Genomic DNA, 16214 nt, shown 5'->3' on the forward strand with positions numbered 1-16214 from the left:
CAATCACCAGCTTTTTATTTCGTTTCCTATCCTTCATCAGGAAGGAAACAGTACCTCTCCTTCGCTTAAAAATCAAATTTAACCCTTGCCCGGATTCCCCAGCTCGATATTCCGGGGTTATTCAGGTAACTGAGCCTTTTCACTGCATCTACGCGAAGCACTTTAAAGATGTTTCCTACCCCAACACTGCCTTCCATATATGGATCTCTATTCAGGGAACCGGTAATCGGCACCCCATATTCATTGCGCACAAACTGCATGGAACCGCTGTTCAATGCCGGGTTATTTTCATCACGAAGGCCACCATAAAGCACTTTAAAAGAGGCAACTTCTCTCAATTTCAGCTTCTTAAGCAAAGGAATTTTATTAAAGAAGAAACCGTTAAAGTTTTGATCGATATTGAGACTGGCGTAATGGTCACTCACAAATTCCAGGAAATTCATCAGGTTATAAGAATTCAGCTGATAGGCATAGGTTTGATTTGCTCTGTGGATCGCCAGCAGCGGAAAAGGAACCTTTCCGGCGATATAGGCACCTTCCAGCGTCACATCAGTATAACCCAGTTGCGAGAGATAAAAACGTTTGTCAACACTCCCCATAAAGTTATGGTAATTGTATTCTCCGCCCAATACGCCTTTTATCCCTGCAGTATAACGGAAATTGAAAATGGGAAACCGGTCTATAATTGGCGTTCTGTAGATTTTACCCTGATAAAACTTCTCATGCGGGGCATAGCGAAGGCTTAAGCTAACCTCAGAGGTGCTGATCTGGTTGGTCCGGCCAATGATGCCATTGTCGGCAAAATTACTGAAATACAAGGACCCTGCGGGCGTCTGCTGCCATTTCCTCAGTCCCAGGGTATAAGAGAAATGATTTTCAAACTCATGTACATAATCCAGTCTGTAGAAATCATTATAAAGCATCATGTTGTTCTCTCCCCTTTTGAAGGAAAGCAGGAAATTATCTTCCTGTACAAACTGCAATTCCTGGCCCGGAATCTTGGTATCCCTCTGAAAACTTGCCCTGAGGTAGTTTTGCGGGAAAGCGTAGATTGATTTGTTGTTCAGAGAATAGGTTCCGCTTAAGAAATACTTCCATTTATCGTCCTTAAAGCCATAAGCAGCATAGGTTTCAAAATAATAACGCTTGCTTAATGAAGGCGTTGTCCTTCCTCCCAGGCGAAGGCGAAAGCCTTCTACCCCATTGAAACTGTAAAAGGTATTGACAGGCCCCATTTCAAAGGGACCAAAATCTTTATAACCCGCAAAGAATAAGGTCACGACATCCATGGTCCTTTTAAAGGAAGGAATAGACTGAAGGGTATCGAGGTTGCCGTATACTTTCATATTCCCTGAACTCAGGGGCTCAGGACGGTTATTTGCCCAGAACTGCTCCGACCTTTTATCTGCATCGGGAACAACAACCAGCTGTCCTGCCCCTCTGTAGGTGGTATCCGGCCTCGGGTTATTGATCTTATAATCTTTAAAGGTCACCGTTCTTTCTCCCGTAAAGCCACTTCCGGCCTTCTTACTCAGGCCAAAATCTACAATCAGGTTGCTTTTACTCAAATGATAACGGTCATCAGGACTTTTCTCAAAATCCAGCTTAGCCTCCAATGCGCGGACAAAATTCAGGTTAATGTTCTTATTCACGGTTAGAAAAGCATTCTGAACAGCGTAATTTCCGTCCAATGTAATGTAAAGCTTTCCTTCAAACAGCAGATCACTGTTGTTTCTTGGCGTAAAAGCAAGCTCTACCAGTTGCGGATTATGGTTTTTAATGGTATCGGTAATGAAAAACTTATAAAAGCCTGGAGCGCCGTCTGAAATAGGGCTGAGCAACTGGTTACTCACCACAGATATATTGTTATCATAGATATCTATATCCTGATACATCCGGTCGAAATAAGTACTTAAACCCTGATTGTCAATAAAGCGTTCATCAAAGTTTACCCTTTTATCTGCAATAACGATGGTTTTTGTCTTCTCAGGGTTCTTTTTGAAATAGTTATTGCTCAGCTTTTCCTGCTGAAACACGGGAAGCACATTCTTTCCCCCTATTTTTGTGGAATCCTGCTCCTGAAACAGAAACTGGTAATTACGGAACATGCGTTTGTTTCTAAACTTATCAGAAAGATTGCTCAAAGAGAACATCATCCGTTCGTATTTCTGATATTCCACAAAGTCGTAATGCTCCATTCTGTTTTTTGCCTTATTGGCAATCACTTTCCTGATCAGCTCTACCGCCGGGTTTTCTTTATTCCTGTAACGGGGCTTTTTTCCGGCCGTAATCACCACTTCATTCATGAGCATGGCTTCCGGCTGCAATTGTACGTTCAGTACCTGGGCCGTCCCGGGCTTTATGACTTTACTGACCGGCTTATATCCCACATAGCTGAATTTCAAGGTCGTGTAATCTCCGTTGAGGCTGATGTTGAATTTCCCATCCGCATCGGTCCTTCCCCCAAGGGTACTTCCGGTAATCGAATAGGAAACATAAGGCAGGGTTTCTTTGGTACTGGCATCGGTCACCGTACCGCTGATCCTGGTTTGCTGCGCACGAACAGCGCTCGCAGCGGCCAGGCTGAAGAACAGTACCAGGCTGATGATGGTTTGATTAAAGTGCTGTCTCATAAACGAATCCTTATTGCCCCAATACATGAGAAGATCCACAAACGAGTGCAGTCCTTCCCACTTTAAGAGAAGGGTTGTTGCGGGTTAGGGTAATAGCGGGAACTATTACTGACTGCTGATATGATATGTACACGATTTCGGTTAACTTAGTTAATACTGAACAGATTAAGTTGTAAAGCGTGTTCAAAGATAAAGCTAACATCTGACTTCCTATACTCTTTTGGTCAGTATGAAGGTCATTGTTAGATGTTATGACATCTAAATGAAAATTCTAAGAAATATCGGGGTTATTTCGCGATCCAGGCCTCTGGGTTGAGTTTGTTCTGACCACGCATAATTTCGAAATGCAGTACAGGTCCGTCCTCTTTCGAAGCAACCACACCTAAACTTTGTTTCGTTTCGACCTTATCGCCCTTGGCTACCGTTACGCTTTTCAGGTTTTGATAGATCGTAAAGTATTCCCCATGCTGAATGGCAACGATGTAAGTACCATACAGTTCACGGACAAACAGGACTTTCCCCTCAAATACCGCTTTCACTGAAGCACCATTTTCGGTCAGGATATTGATCCCATCGTTGTTGTAAGTGGCGCGGCCCTCGGTATGTGATCCGAAACGCTCCAGAATAGAATACTGACCAACAGGCCATGGCAGGCGCCCTCTGTTGTTTTCAAAACCTGCAGAAAGCTTCGCCGCTTCAGGGGAAGCAGTCAGGTAACTGCTGTTGCTTTTTTCTTTGGCTACAGGCACAGGGCGGCCTTCTGCAACGGCTTTCTGGGCAGCAAGACGCTCTTCCTCTTCCGCCTTTTTCCTGGCCAGTTCAATCTCTTTCTGAATGGCGTTCCTGATGGCACGGTCAATATCAGCCTGTTTTCTTTTCCTCGCCGCAAGGTCTTGCTTGAATTGCTTTTCCTGCTTGCTGATCTGGTTCAACATCACCGACTGCTCAGTTTTGTTTTTACTCAGCTTTACCTTTTCCTGCTCCTGTTCGGACAGCAAACTGCTCTTTGCTTTTAAGTTCTTATCCAGTACCCCGATTTTATATTCGATATTCTTTTGCGTACCCTGAAGATAATCCGCTTGTTTCTTCCGGTACTGGCCAAATTGCTGCAGGTATTTAATTCTTTTATAGGCCTGATTGAAGCCTTCAGAAGCGAACACAAACATCATTTTATCATAGGAGTTCCTGTTTCGCTGCGCAAAGCGGATCATCCCGGCATATTCTTTTTTAAGCTGTCCCAGCTGTCCTTTCAGGGAACGTACCTCATTGCTGTTTTCATGAATCTGATTGTCCAGATTTTTCACTTCAGAATTGATGATAGAAATCTTATTCTGCATCAGCCTGATTTTCGCATTTACCGTGCGGATCTGGCCCATCGTTAGTCTTTTACTGCTGGAAGTCTCATTCAGATTCTTCTGCAGCAATTCAATTTCCCGCTGTATCGCTTCTTTATTCCTTTTCAGCTCTGCACTGGTTTGTGCAAAAACAAGGCTTGTAAATGAGGTAAATATGATGACTAAGAATAGTTTTTGAAGCTTCATTATCTAAATAAGTATCTGAATAAAATCGTCCTTTTGGGCCGTTAAATTATTATTGCGATTCTAAAACTATTGAAAACAAGGCTTAAATGCAAATTGTGAAGCAAATGAATCTAAAATATCACAGAATTCCATCTCTTAAATGTCTTAAAGAAATTGAAGCTTAAGCTTCAATTTCTTTAAGACGGGCATTCAGTTTATCGATGTGTTTCCCAAAAGCATACTTATTCATTTTTTCTGCAAGGTAAATCAAAGGGATTCCCAAGAGCAACAATACCGGAAGTGTATAGGAAGACATCAGAGATTCCAAAACGACAGCAAAAGACTTCCCCCTGATAAGTGATCCAATGACATAACCCACAGGCCCCGCCATCGGAACTACAAAATACCCCCATATCCGTTCAATTCTCAGTGTCTTTTTAATAATATCCAACTGTTCTTCCAAAACACTTTTAACAGGTGCTGTATAATTTCCTTCATAATTGATCCCTTTCAATTGTCTCAGCATCAAAAACCTAAGTAATTCATAAACCAGAAAGAAGGCCAGCAACCAATACTTTAAGGGAGCTTCGGCGAAAATACTTCCAATTAGCGGTGGTACAGAAAGCACCCTACCCCACATTAATTTAGCCCGCATGTGTTTTTTAATCAAAGAAAGCACATCTGTCGACTCGGCTTTAACAAACTGAGCATCCCCTGCCAACTCTGTTTCTGAATTGGCAATCACTTCTTTGTTCATGTTATTCCATTCGTTTAGCAAGTCCATCTTATTTCTGAGTTAAAATTTGAATTAATTGTTGTTTGATCCTGTGGAGCTTTACTCCTGTATTTGATTTGGAGATTCCCGCAATCTCACTGATTTCTGCATTATCATATCCTTCCAAATGCAGCATAATGATTCCCCGATCTGTTTCATTTAAAGTTCTGATGGCACGATACATTACTTCGGCACGTTCCGACAGCTCCTTATGGACCACAGGAGGCGCTTCCGGAAATTCATTTTTGAGCTTTGTCCTTTTATGGTGTTTCGACAAATAGGTAATCGAAACATTCAGACTGATTTTATAAAGCCAGGTAGAGAAAAGGGATTCCGCTTTGAAATTTCCGAAGGATTTCCAGGCCTGATAAACAATCTCCTGGTACAAATCCTTTCGGTCTTCCTCCTCATCAACATACAAATTGATGATCTTATAAATGATCCCCCGGTTATCCGTTACATTTTTTAAAAATTCTTTTTGCTGCATCATACGATCACATTAACATTTGCCCATTAGTCATGGAAGACCGGAAAGGATTACAGAAAATGAAAAAATTTAGTCAGGTTGCGCTTTTTTGAGAATTATGGCCCAGCAATTCAGCTCCCGCGCCATTTTCAGCATATGCTTTGATCACCTGATTTCTTTTGAATAACAACCGTTTCATGTATGCTTTGAGAAACAAATAATCCGCTATTCTTCCAAAAATCCAGCATGGCGAGACGTAGGTAAAGACATCTGTCATGACCGTCTGTTGCCCATTAAATCTAAAGATGTGTTCGTGTTTAAATGATTTAAATGCACCTTTCTGCATTTCGTCCACAAAGAAATCGGGTGCATGGAGTGCGGTTATCTGGGAGGTTAGCCTTTGAACCAGGCCAAAATGACGTGCCTGCCAGGTCACCTGTTCTCCCAGCAGGATTAATCCGGAAAACCGTCCTCCTACTACTTTTTCTTCTGTATCTGCGGTAGAGATCTGGTGCAGGTCAATACTCCTTGACAAGTCGAACACAAGATTAATATCTGCATTGATATACGTTTCTAACCGGATTTCAGGCATTTACTTTGCAATAGATTTCGGTGTCCTGGAACTGGCCATTGTAATAAAAATCCTGTTTAAAATGGGCTTCTTTGACATATCCACTTTTGAGCAGCGCACGTGCAGAAGCCTGATTTTCAGGATCGATCACGGCACAGATGGAATGCAAACCAACGGCATTGAACCCAAAATCAGTCACCAAAGACAGCGCTTCGACGATAATTCCCTGTCCCCAGAATTCCGGATCCAGCAAATAACCCACCTCTGCCCTGAAATTAGCCGCATCAATTTTCCAATACCCGATATGACCAACATAGCGTTCCGGGTTTTCTTTTAAAGTGATGACCCAGCCCAGGCTCTCATGTTTCAGAAAATTCTCATTGATTTCATTGATCAGGGCCTCAATATCCGCTATAGATTTCGGTTTTGGCCGTGGGATGTATTTCATTACGGCATCATTGCTTCTTATTTTAAACAAGGCCGCTGCATCGCCCAGCGTTTGTTCGCGCAATAAAAGTCTTTCTGATTCCAGAACCGGGAGCTTGTCGAAGTGAAATTTTAGGATATCCTGCTGCATTTTTTTTATTCAATTAGGGTCCCCAATATAGAAGTTTTCTTTCATTTCATTATCCAGGGATTTTATTCTATACTTGTGCGATAGAATTAATAGCGTTTCAATGCCCTGAAACGCTATCTTTGTAAAAAAAACTTCCGGGCAATGATTGAATTAAGAAATATAACGAAGAAGTTTTATCAGAAAACAAAAGCGATCACTGCCCTATCGGATGTATCCCTAACTGTACCTGAAGGCAAGATTTTCGGTGTTATCGGAGCTTCCGGAGCAGGAAAAAGCACACTGATCCGCTGTGTAAACCTGCTCGAAAAACCAACCTCCGGGGAGGTGATCGTAGACGGACAAAACCTGATAAACCTTTCCTCAAAAGAACTGGCAAAAGCAAGAAGACACATCGGAATGATCTTCCAGCATTTTAACCTGCTCTCTTCCAGAACTGTTTTTGAAAACGTAGCCTTTTCCCTGGAACTGGACCATACACCAAAACAGGAAATCCAGAAAAGGGTTTCAGATTTACTCTCTTTAGTTGGTCTGGACGAAAAACACCACGATTATCCGGTCAACCTTTCAGGCGGCCAGAAACAACGTGTGGCCATTGCCAGAACCCTGGCCAGCAATCCTAAAGTGCTGCTTTGTGACGAAGCCACAAGTGCATTGGATCCTGCTACGACAAAATCGATCCTTGCCTTATTAAAAGACATCAATAAAAGACTAAACATCACCATTTTACTGATTACCCATGAAATGGATGTAGTAAAAGACATTTGTGATGAGGTTGCCGTCATTAGTGAAGGTCAGCTGATTGAACAGGGTGCAGTGAGCGAAATATTTTCACATCCCAAAACGGCCCTGGCAAAGGAGTTTATCGCTTCCTCTTTAAACCTGGAAATCCCGGTTGATTATAAAGAACGCCTCGTTGCCGCACCTGCAGTAGATAAACGCCCGCTCCTGAAGCTGGAATTTACAGGTCAGTCTGTAGATGACCCTGTATTGTCGGAAGTAGCTAGGCTCTTTCAGATCGACAGCAATGTGATCAGTGCAAGAATGGACTACGCCGGTGGTGTTAAATTTGGGGTCATGCTCATTGAAGTGTTTGGAACACAGGAAAACAGTCTTCGGGCTATTGAATTTTATAAAAACAAAAATATTAAAGTAGAAGTCTTAGGTTATGTCTGATTCAATGATTTTACTCCTTGCCAAAGGAGCCTGGGAAACCATCGTCATGACCTTTGTTTCCGGTTTTTTCGGTTTCTTAATAGGATTGCCAACCGGGGTATTGCTTTACCTGACCAGAAAAGGCCAGGTTTTGGAGCACCGAACATTAAACAACACCATTTCGGTGATCGTGAACATCTTTCGTTCCATCCCCTTTATCATCCTGATCGTCTGGATGATCCCTTTCACCAGGGCATTGGTGGGCACCTCTATTGGTGTGGAGGCCGCAATCGTACCTTTAAGTATCGGTGCAGCGCCTTTCATCGCCCGTTTAATAGAAAACAGCCTGATCGAGGTTCCCGGCGGACTGGTAGAAGCCGCAAGGGCGATGGGCGCAACGCCTTTCCAGATTGTCTATAAGGTATTGTTACCGGAAGCGCTGCCTTCCATCATCAACAGCGCATCAGTCACCTTGATCACCCTGGTCGGTTATTCGGCAATGGGCGGTGCAGTAGGTGCCGGCGGACTGGGCCAGATTGGTTACCAATATGGATATGTAGGCTATGATGTATTTGTGATGAATACCGTCCTGATCCTGTTGATCATGCTGGTTTTTTTAATCCAGTTTCTCGGAGATTTCATCGCTAAAAAAGTAGACCACAGATAAGCATCAGCTCAAATACGCAGACAAGCATCACCTCAAATTCACAGATACGCATCACCTCAAATTCACAGATACGCATCACCTCAAATATATGAATCACATGAATACAAAAATCAAATTCCTCGCCACATTAGCCCTTCTTAGCAGTTCAGCATTGTTATTCAGCTGTGGCGGCGGAGCAAAAAAGAATGACCCTAACCACATTAAAGTGGGTGTAGAATCAGGACCGGAATATGACCTTGCCGAGGCCGCAAAAAAAGTAGCAAAAGAAAAATACGGACTCGAAGTGGAGCTTGTACAGTTCAACGACTATGTAATGCCAAATGAAGCCCTTCATCAGAAAGATATTGATGCAAACGTTTTTCAAAACAAGCCTTATCTGGATGTTCAGACCAAACAACGCGGCTATAAATTTGCCATCGTCGGAAATACTTTTGTTTATCCGCTTGCAGGATATTCTAAAAAAATCAAATCGCTGACTGAACTTAAAGACGGAAGCACCATCATCATTCCCAATGATGCCACCAATGGCGGAAGATCATTGCTGCTGCTGCAGAAATTCGGCCTTTTAAAACTTAAAGAGGGCGTTGGCCTGTTGCCTACTGTTGCCGACATTACCGACAACCCTAAAAAACTTAAAATCCTGGAACTGGAAGCACCACAATTGCCAAGGGCATTGGATGATCAGAATGTAACCATCGCTGTGATCAACAATACCTTTGCCGCTCCTGTCGGGCTGAGTCCTGAAAAAGACGGCCTGTTCGTAGAAGACAAAGACTCTCCATATGTAAATTCAATTGTTGCCAGAGAAGACAACAAGACCGAAGAAAAAGTATTGAAATTTGTAAAAGCCTATCAATCGGCAGAAGTAGAAGCCGCAGCATTGAAAGCCTTTAAAGGCGGAGCAATCAAAGGCTGGTAAACACAAAAGCCGGTAAGCGCAAAACACTCCAAAGAAAAAGGCGTTGATCATATGGTCAACGCCTTTTTCTTTGAAAGAATAATCCTCACTACAGCCCGAAATTTATCGGGTCCCCCTCAATCCCCCCAATCCCCCTCAAAGCATGGCTGATCCGGCTGCAAAATCACCACGATTACCTCTTTAAAAGCAATTCCAATCCGCAAAAAACAGCTCATTTTCTCCTTGTAACAATGCTGAAAATAAACCAAATGTTTAACTAAACTAAACATTAAAACATATATATTTAACATTTCAAAGAGACGAGGCCGCAACGTTTAGATTTGAGGTCTATATAAAAGGCCCTGTACTCCCTGAAAATGAATAAAAATCAAGTATAAACCACAAATAACAACACAAATGAAAAAATCAATGATTGCGCTTTGCCTGCTTTGCATCAGCCTGAGTTTACAGGCACAGGTAAAGAATGTTAAACACATCGTACTGATTGGCTGTGATGGTTTCGGGGCCTATGCCGTTCCTGAGGCTAAAATGCCAAACCTGAAAAAACTGATGGAAACCGGCGCATCCAGTCTGGAAGCAAGGTCTGTCCTCCCCTCTTCAAGTGCCGTAAACTGGGCTTCCATGCTGATGGGTGCCGGACCAACCGAGCATGGTTATACCGAATGGGGAAGTAAAACTCCGGAAATCCCTTCTGCCACCACCACAAAATACGGATTGTTCCCTTCTATTTTCAGCGTGATCAGAGACCAGAAGCCAAATGCCAAAACCGCAGTCATTTACAGCTGGCCTGGAATTGGCCCCCTGGTAGAGAAGGATGCCATCAGTATTGTAGTTCCCGGAAACGATAAAGACGACTTTTGTGCAGATACCGCTGCCACCATCATTAAAAGAGACAAACCATACTTCACTTTCCTGCATCTGGATGAACCAGACCATACCGGTCATGAGATTGGCCACCGGACCCCTGCCTATTATGAGCAATTGAAAAAGGTGGATGCCAGGATTGGAAAAATTGTACAGGCCGTAAAAGATGCAGGAATAGAAAAAGAAACGATCATCATTGTATCTGCCGATCATGGTGGCACAGGAAAAGGCCATGGAGGCAAATCACTGGATGAGGTGCAGATCCCATGGGTGATCAATGGACCTGGTATTAAGAAAAATCACCGGATCAAAGATGTCATCATTACTTATGATACTGCAGCAACCATCGCCTGGATCCTCGGACTAAAAACACCGCAGAGCTGGCGCGGAAAGGCTGTCGCAGATAGTTTCAGCAAATAAAATTTTAACAAAAGGAGCAAATTTGCTCCTTTTGTCATTTCCGGATATACCGATCCAAAGACCAGCTGTTATCAGGAATAAACTGAATCAGCAGCGCAAAAAAAGCGAGGTGGATCAGCTGTGATGGAATCGCCTCCCAGTTTTCTGCCATTGCCGTTCCAAAGATCAGGATCAGCATGATCCATCCTCCGGCAAGCAAGGCAGACTTTGTAAATAAGCCAGCCAATAATAACAATCCGACTGTAAATTCAGCAATGGGCAAGGCATAACTAAAGGGAAGCACCAATGCTTTAGGCAACATTGATTTTTCGAAGCTCCCCAGCATCCATTGGCTAAAGGCAGCAAGCTTAGGCAGTCTTACGAGGCCATGCCCAAACATGCTCGCGGCAACGCCCAATCTCAATAATAAAAAAGTGGCAGGATTCATTTTTCTCTCTTTTTGAATAAATTTGATACCACAAAATTGGAGAGAATAAACAAGTAACCCTTGTACAATCATTGGATTGATTTGTAAGTTTACAGGAATGGAAATAAAAAATCTATATCAGCCCTTTGAACTGGAATACCTGGAATTGACCAGCTATACGGCCAGGGAGCATAAAAATACTTTTTTTGAAATGGTATTTATCCTTGATGGAAAGGGAATCCAAAGCATCAACAGCCATAAATTGCCTTATAGTGCCAATAAGTTATTCCTGATCTTTCCTCAGGATACCCACGGCTTTGAAATTCATTCCCCTACCCGTTTCTTTGTGATCCGTTTTAATGAAAGTTATTTGAAAAGCCTGAGCAAGGAATGGATTCAAAAACTTGAATTCCTGTTTCACAGCCATAACCACCTGCCGGGATGTATTTTAAACAACATTTCCGATAAGCCCCTAGTCAGGGCAATGGCAGAGGCATTAATCAGGGAACAGGAAGATCCAGGGCCACAAAATGAGGAAGTCATCAAACAACTCATCAACACGATCATCACCCTGGCAGCAAGGAACCTGAGCATGGATACCCAGGCTTCCCTCAAGGGGCCGGCGACAAATGATCCGATTCCATTGCTGACCTACATTCACCAGCACATCTATCTTCCCGAACAGCTGAGGGCTGCAAAGATGGCCGCTCATTTTAACATCTCAGCCAGCTATATCAGCGAATACTTTAAGAGCAAAACGGGAGAAAGCCTGCAGCAATACATTTCAGAATACCGGCTAAAGCTCATTGAAACCCGCCTCCGTTTCACCGACATGCAGATCAATGACATCGTCTTTGAATTCGGATTTACCGATGCCAGTCACCTGAACAGGGCATTCAAAAAGCATAAGGGATTGAACCCTTCCGAGTACAAAAAGAGGAACCATTACAAAGTATAGCTAAGAAACTGCCCTTCGCCCCTACCAGTCCGGCTTGAATACCAATAACTGATCTGGAAGCTTTTTTCTTAAATATTTATGCTCGAATTGACCATTATCTACAATTAGCGTATCTCCCTTTACGCTGATTTTTTTCTTGATGATAAATACGCCAGCCTGGGGGGAATGACTCGCAAATGCGATAAAAAAGCCTTTTTTGCTTAAGGAATATAGGCCCATACTTGCATTTTTAGGATCAAAGGAACTCAGATCCGATAAATTCGTATCGCTAAATGACCCAACCTTGCCATCCGCATAAAATTTCAGCCCTGAATTTCGCAAGCGGACATCTCTGAACTTACCATCATTATATTCAATCATATGTTGCCCGTTTATTGCCACTGTCATGTAAAATGAAGCAGTATCAATCATTCGATAGACAGTTTCGTCTGCATTAGGCTTGAAAGTAAACCTGCTTATGGGCACCCTCACCGAATACTGGCTATTCCGGGATGCAAAACATCCGGCTAAGCATAAAGCAAGAAAAAGAAAATAACAAGGTCGCATCATTGTGAGTTTTATCGGATACCGGCCCGAATTTTACTTTCATCATCCGGTACCTGCGTGATCTTTAATAAAGATATCAGAGTTTTACCAGAAAATTCAGGCTGCAACAGATTTTAAATCTCCGGCGATTGTTCCAGGAAGCCGGCATAAAAATCAGGCACATCGCTATTCCTGATCCCCTCAATAGTTTCCGAAATTGGGTAAGATACCTTGCGAATCAGGGGAACAACAGCTTCCAGCCCCTTTCCTTCTACTGCATCTGGTATAGTTAACTGCAGATAACATGCCTTGCGGTCAGTTTCTTTAGACCGGCCTACAGATCCGGCATTGATCAGCAACTTATTTTTAAACGCTGCATCTCCCGGTAAGTACCGGATAAAAGATAGATGGGTATGCCCTGAGACCATTAACACGACACCCTGATTGTCCATCATTTCTATCAATGCTGCTTCCTCATGCTGTTCATAGATGTATTCTTCATTGCTTTCTGCACTTCCATGGACCAGCAAAATGGAAACCTTTCCAAAAGTCAGCCCGATCGTTGCCGGCAAAGCTGCCAGAAATTCTTTGTTGGCTGTAGTCAGGGTTGCTTTGGTATGGTTAATTGTATTTAACCTCGCCTCCTGTTCCTCTTTACTATGTTTACTCAATGCAAATACAGGATGGTCAAAGGCAATGCGTTCATCGTGATTTCCCATAACAGTTGGAATTGCCCTGCTCCGGATCAGTTCAACCACTTCATTGTTCCATGGTGCACCATCCGTTAAATCGCCCAGGCAGTAAATTGCCTCTGCGGAAAACAAATCAATATCATCCAGAACCGCTTTCAGGGCCGGTAAATTCCCGTGAATATCACTAGTAACCGCTATTCTCATTGTTCATTCCTGATCTTATGTACAAATCCCGCAAGTTCCCTCGTATAGTTATCGAGCAGAATCGCGGAACGCTTAATTCCGCTTATGGTCATTTTCAGGTCTTCCTCAGCGTCAATATGGTGCTCAAACAGATCAGACAAGCCCAGAATCTGAACCACGGGTTGCCTCACTTCATGAGAAATCTTGTAAAGCATCTCTTCCATCGCCCTGATTTGTTCCTCCCTCCCTTTCTCTTCCTTTGCTTTACGCTCAGAAATCAATGTTCTTAAAGAAAGGTACTGAACAGGTTTTCCTTTCAGGTCCTTGATTGGAACGATCACACTATCCACCCAATAGAAAGAGCCGTCTTTGGCCTTGTTCTTGATTTCACCATGCCATACCCTGCCCTCACCAATCGTCTTCCACATATTTTTCAGGAATTCTTTAGGATGGTAACCGGAATTGACAATCCGGTGGTTTTCTCCGATCAGCTCCTCAGCGCTGAACTTAGACACCTCACAGAATTTCATGTTCACATGAATGATCGTCCCTTTGGTATCTGTAATAGAGGAAATTATACTGGTATCGACCGCCTGCTGATAAGCAATTAAAAGCGGTAGTAATTTCTCCTCTGAGCTTCCCCCTGTATCCTCAATTCCCGTCGTAAATATGCCCATAAGCATGCAAAGCTACATTTTATGGTCGTTTTAGGCGATAAAAAAATAGATTACTACAAGATTGCTACAGAATTCAGCCTTATCTTTCCTTAAGAATTCAATTTTTGGTTTCTAAAAGCGTTTAAAGGAAAACCGGACCTTCCGAAGGAAATACAAGCAGGGGGAGCTTTAGGTGGCCGGCCATTTTTTTGGTCCGGCTACCTTCAAATATACGCTGCATGAAATGATGCCTGCGGTGGACCATCGCCAGCAAATCAATAGCCACATGCCGGGTTAACCAGCTCAGGCCTTCATCCACACCCATATCTTTAACATGGCGATAGTAAATTTTCGGATAGTTGACCTTACAGGTCACCTCAGTTAGAAAAGCATCGATTTTATCCTGATGAACATCGGAATCAAAACCGGCCGGACTCACATGAACAATGAGAATTTCTGCATTAAAGTGCCTTGCAAAAAGACTCAGGGAATGGATCAATGGGATATCCCCTTCGCTCAGATCGGTGGCAAAAGCAATCTTTTCTATTCGCTTGAATTCTACCCCGGGTGGAACGAGCAGAATGGGGAAATCTGCATGGTCCATGAGCTCCCTGCTGCTGCTGCCCAGGAAAAAACGACTTAATGCTCCCGATCCGGAAGTTCCCATTACCACGAAATTGGCTTTCTCCTTCTTCACCTCTTGTTTTACCACTTCGGTCAGGAGGCCAATTTCTGCCGCATAATGAACCGGAGGATGCTCCGCCTCCACAGGGAGTACCATGCCATTCCCGGCTTCCAGCTCCAGAGACAACTTTCTTAACTCCTCGTTCCCGTCCTGCTGAAGACTTGAGTAATCCATTAAAGGCCAGGCCACCTGATGTCCCATGGATGCATCCACAGGCAAGCTCACTGCATAACATAATTTCAGACTTGCTTTTATACTTTTTCCAAGCTGGAAAGCATAACGGGCAGCATTGTTCGCTGCAGCAGAAAAATCGGTCGGGATCAGTATCGTTTTCATCACAATATGTTTTAATAATGAGACCTAAAGATCCGCATTAAACCAACCTAAAAGAATGATCTTCATCACTTTAAACCCTGATCACAAGCATACTGAACACAAAAAAAACCTGTTTCTATTCTACAAAAAATCCCGTTTCTATTCCAAAAAAGAGGAATAAAAACGGGATTATGGCCTGTAATTGATCTGCCTTAAAATACGGGTTCTGCTTCCACCTGAAAATCTTCATCCCTCAGGTAAACGACCTCCATACTTTTTTCGTAGTTCGTCGATTTCTTGGAGAAGAAATCATGTTGTGTCGTGTCTACATTTAAACCATTTAAGACAATGGAATTGACCGCTTTTACTTCAAATAATTCCTCAAAACCTAAGTTCATCATTGCCTTATTTGCATTGTAACGCACATATTCCTTTACATCCGCAGTAAGTCCTACTTCTGTATATAATTCATCTGTATACTTTAATTCATTTTCATAAAGTTCCATCAGCAATTTCACGAGCTCTTCCTTACATTTCTCCGGATTAGGAAGCTTTTTGTAAACATCCTGGGCAAGTAAACCTACAAAAACACCATGGATAGATTCATCAGCCACGATTTTTTTGATGATGTCTGCACTGGCCACCATCTGTCCTTGTCCGGCTAACCATAAAGGCATAAAGAAACCACTGTAAAAAAGGAAAGATTCCAGCAATACCGATGCCGCCAGTCCCATAAACAACGTTTCATTGCTTACCTTATTCGCATCCAGGTTTCTGTAATACTTATCTATGGTGGCTGCTTTGAACTGTAACAGTTTATTGCTTTCCACCCATTCAAACAATTCATTGATCTCTGCAGTACTGTTTACCGTAGTAAAGATCGTAGAATACGACTTGGCATGGATGGCCTCCATCATACACATAAAGGACAAGACCGCTTTATTTTGCAGCCCATCGATATGGTCCAGCAACTTAGGCATTCCGGTATGACTTTGCAGCGTATCCAGTAAGGTCAAACCGCCCAGTGCCCTTTTATAAGCCTGTTGAATTTCAGGAGTCAAAGACTTCCAGCTGTCAATGTCTTTAGAAGGAATATATTCGGTATCTACCCAAAACTGACGTAAGTTCTGCTCCCAAAACATGCCGGCATAGTCGTTCTCAGGGGTATTCCAGTTTACTGCTTTATATTGATTCATCTATATTATTAATAAGGTAATTGATTTTCCTGAG

At 42.9% G+C, this 16214-nt stretch carries 17 protein-coding genes; 5 read left to right on the top strand and 12 right to left on the bottom strand.

Features of this window, described 5'->3' with window-relative positions; translation table 11 throughout:
* Window positions 1–65: 65 nt before the first annotated feature.
* From DBR43_RS00265 to DBR43_RS00290, 6 genes are all read right to left on the bottom strand, one after another.
* On the bottom strand, window positions 66–2633 hold the full coding sequence (locus DBR43_RS00265) for a DUF5686 and carboxypeptidase-like regulatory domain-containing protein (protein ID WP_124576786.1): 2568 nt from the start codon (window positions 2631–2633) through the stop codon (window positions 66–68).
* Between the two features lie 287 nt (window positions 2634–2920).
* Window positions 2921–4174: a murein hydrolase activator EnvC family protein gene (locus tag DBR43_RS00270; RefSeq protein WP_124576788.1), complete on the bottom strand. Its 1254-nt coding sequence runs from the start codon at window positions 4172–4174 to the stop codon at window positions 2921–2923.
* 160 nt (window positions 4175–4334) lie between these two features.
* On the bottom strand, window positions 4335–4937 hold the full coding sequence (locus tag DBR43_RS00275; protein WP_124576790.1) for a hypothetical protein: 603 nt from the start codon (window positions 4935–4937) through the stop codon (window positions 4335–4337).
* Window position 4938: 1 nt separating this feature from the next.
* Window positions 4939–5418 carry an RNA polymerase sigma factor gene (locus DBR43_RS00280; protein WP_124576792.1) on the bottom strand — a complete coding sequence of 160 codons (480 nt, stop codon included), beginning with the start codon at window positions 5416–5418 and terminating at the stop codon, window positions 4939–4941.
* A 70-nt stretch (window positions 5419–5488) separates the two neighbouring features.
* Complete coding sequence (locus tag DBR43_RS00285; protein ID WP_124576794.1) at window positions 5489–5986, bottom strand: SRPBCC family protein; 498 nt, start codon at window positions 5984–5986, stop codon at window positions 5489–5491.
* A complete protein-coding gene (locus DBR43_RS00290; RefSeq protein ID WP_124576796.1) occupies window positions 5979–6542 on the bottom strand; it encodes a GNAT family N-acetyltransferase in 564 nt (187 codons plus the stop codon). Before DBR43_RS00290 ends, DBR43_RS00285 begins: the two co-directional genes overlap by 8 nt.
* Window positions 6543–6683: 141 nt before the next feature.
* On the opposite strand from DBR43_RS00290, the gene metN reads away from it, so the two are divergent.
* The 4 genes from metN to DBR43_RS00310 all read left to right on the top strand — a co-directional run bounded on the left by metN (window position 6684) and on the right by DBR43_RS00310 (window position 10564).
* The gene (gene metN / locus DBR43_RS00295) at window positions 6684–7715 is read left to right on the top strand and encodes a methionine ABC transporter ATP-binding protein MetN (RefSeq protein ID WP_124576798.1); all 1032 of its coding nucleotides are present in this window, start codon (window positions 6684–6686) and stop codon (window positions 7713–7715) included.
* Window positions 7708–8361 carry a methionine ABC transporter permease MetI gene (locus DBR43_RS00300; RefSeq protein WP_124576800.1) on the top strand — a complete coding sequence of 218 codons (654 nt, stop codon included), beginning with the start codon at window positions 7708–7710 and terminating at the stop codon, window positions 8359–8361. The genes metN and DBR43_RS00300 overlap by 8 nt, the downstream gene beginning before the upstream one ends.
* Window positions 8362–8458: 97 nt before the next feature.
* Window positions 8459–9280, top strand: a complete 822-nt coding sequence (metQ, locus tag DBR43_RS00305; RefSeq protein WP_124576802.1) for a methionine ABC transporter substrate-binding lipoprotein MetQ — start codon at window positions 8459–8461, stop codon at window positions 9278–9280.
* Window positions 9281–9676: 396 nt separating this feature from the next.
* On the top strand, window positions 9677–10564 hold the full coding sequence (locus tag DBR43_RS00310; RefSeq protein ID WP_124576804.1) for an alkaline phosphatase: 888 nt from the start codon (window positions 9677–9679) through the stop codon (window positions 10562–10564).
* A 34-nt stretch (window positions 10565–10598) separates the two neighbouring features.
* On the opposite strand, the gene DBR43_RS00315 is transcribed toward DBR43_RS00310, so the two are convergent.
* Entirely contained in the window at window positions 10599–10991 is a 393-nt protein-coding gene (locus DBR43_RS00315; RefSeq protein WP_124576806.1) for a DoxX family protein, read from the bottom strand.
* A gap of 97 nt (window positions 10992–11088) precedes the next feature.
* On the opposite strand from DBR43_RS00315, the gene DBR43_RS00320 reads away from it, so the two are divergent.
* Window positions 11089–11928: a helix-turn-helix domain-containing protein gene (locus DBR43_RS00320; RefSeq protein ID WP_124576808.1), complete on the top strand. Its 840-nt coding sequence runs from the start codon at window positions 11089–11091 to the stop codon at window positions 11926–11928.
* 21 nt (window positions 11929–11949) lie between these two features.
* Here DBR43_RS00320 and DBR43_RS00325 read toward each other — a convergent pair whose 3' ends face one another.
* The 5 genes from DBR43_RS00325 to nrdF all read right to left on the bottom strand — a co-directional run bounded on the left by DBR43_RS00325 (window position 11950) and on the right by nrdF (window position 16180).
* Complete coding sequence (locus tag DBR43_RS00325; protein ID WP_124576810.1) at window positions 11950–12288, bottom strand: hypothetical protein; 339 nt, start codon at window positions 12286–12288, stop codon at window positions 11950–11952.
* 299 nt (window positions 12289–12587) lie between these two features.
* Window positions 12588–13349 carry a metallophosphoesterase family protein gene (locus DBR43_RS00330; RefSeq protein ID WP_124576813.1) on the bottom strand — a complete coding sequence of 254 codons (762 nt, stop codon included), beginning with the start codon at window positions 13347–13349 and terminating at the stop codon, window positions 12588–12590.
* Window positions 13346–14011, bottom strand: coding sequence for a PAS domain S-box protein (locus DBR43_RS00335; protein WP_124576815.1), 666 nt, complete (start codon window positions 14009–14011; stop codon window positions 13346–13348). The genes DBR43_RS00330 and DBR43_RS00335 overlap by 4 nt, the downstream gene beginning before the upstream one ends.
* A gap of 115 nt (window positions 14012–14126) precedes the next feature.
* Window positions 14127–15005, bottom strand: a complete 879-nt coding sequence (locus DBR43_RS00340) for a universal stress protein (RefSeq protein WP_124576816.1) — start codon at window positions 15003–15005, stop codon at window positions 14127–14129.
* A 191-nt stretch (window positions 15006–15196) separates the two neighbouring features.
* Window positions 15197–16180, bottom strand: a complete 984-nt coding sequence (nrdF, locus tag DBR43_RS00345; protein WP_124576818.1) for a class 1b ribonucleoside-diphosphate reductase subunit beta — start codon at window positions 16178–16180, stop codon at window positions 15197–15199.
* Window positions 16181–16214: the final 34 nt, after the last annotated feature.

It is taken from the genome of Pedobacter sp. KBW06 (assembly GCF_003852525.1).
Lineage (GTDB): Bacteria > Bacteroidota > Bacteroidia > Sphingobacteriales > Sphingobacteriaceae > Pedobacter.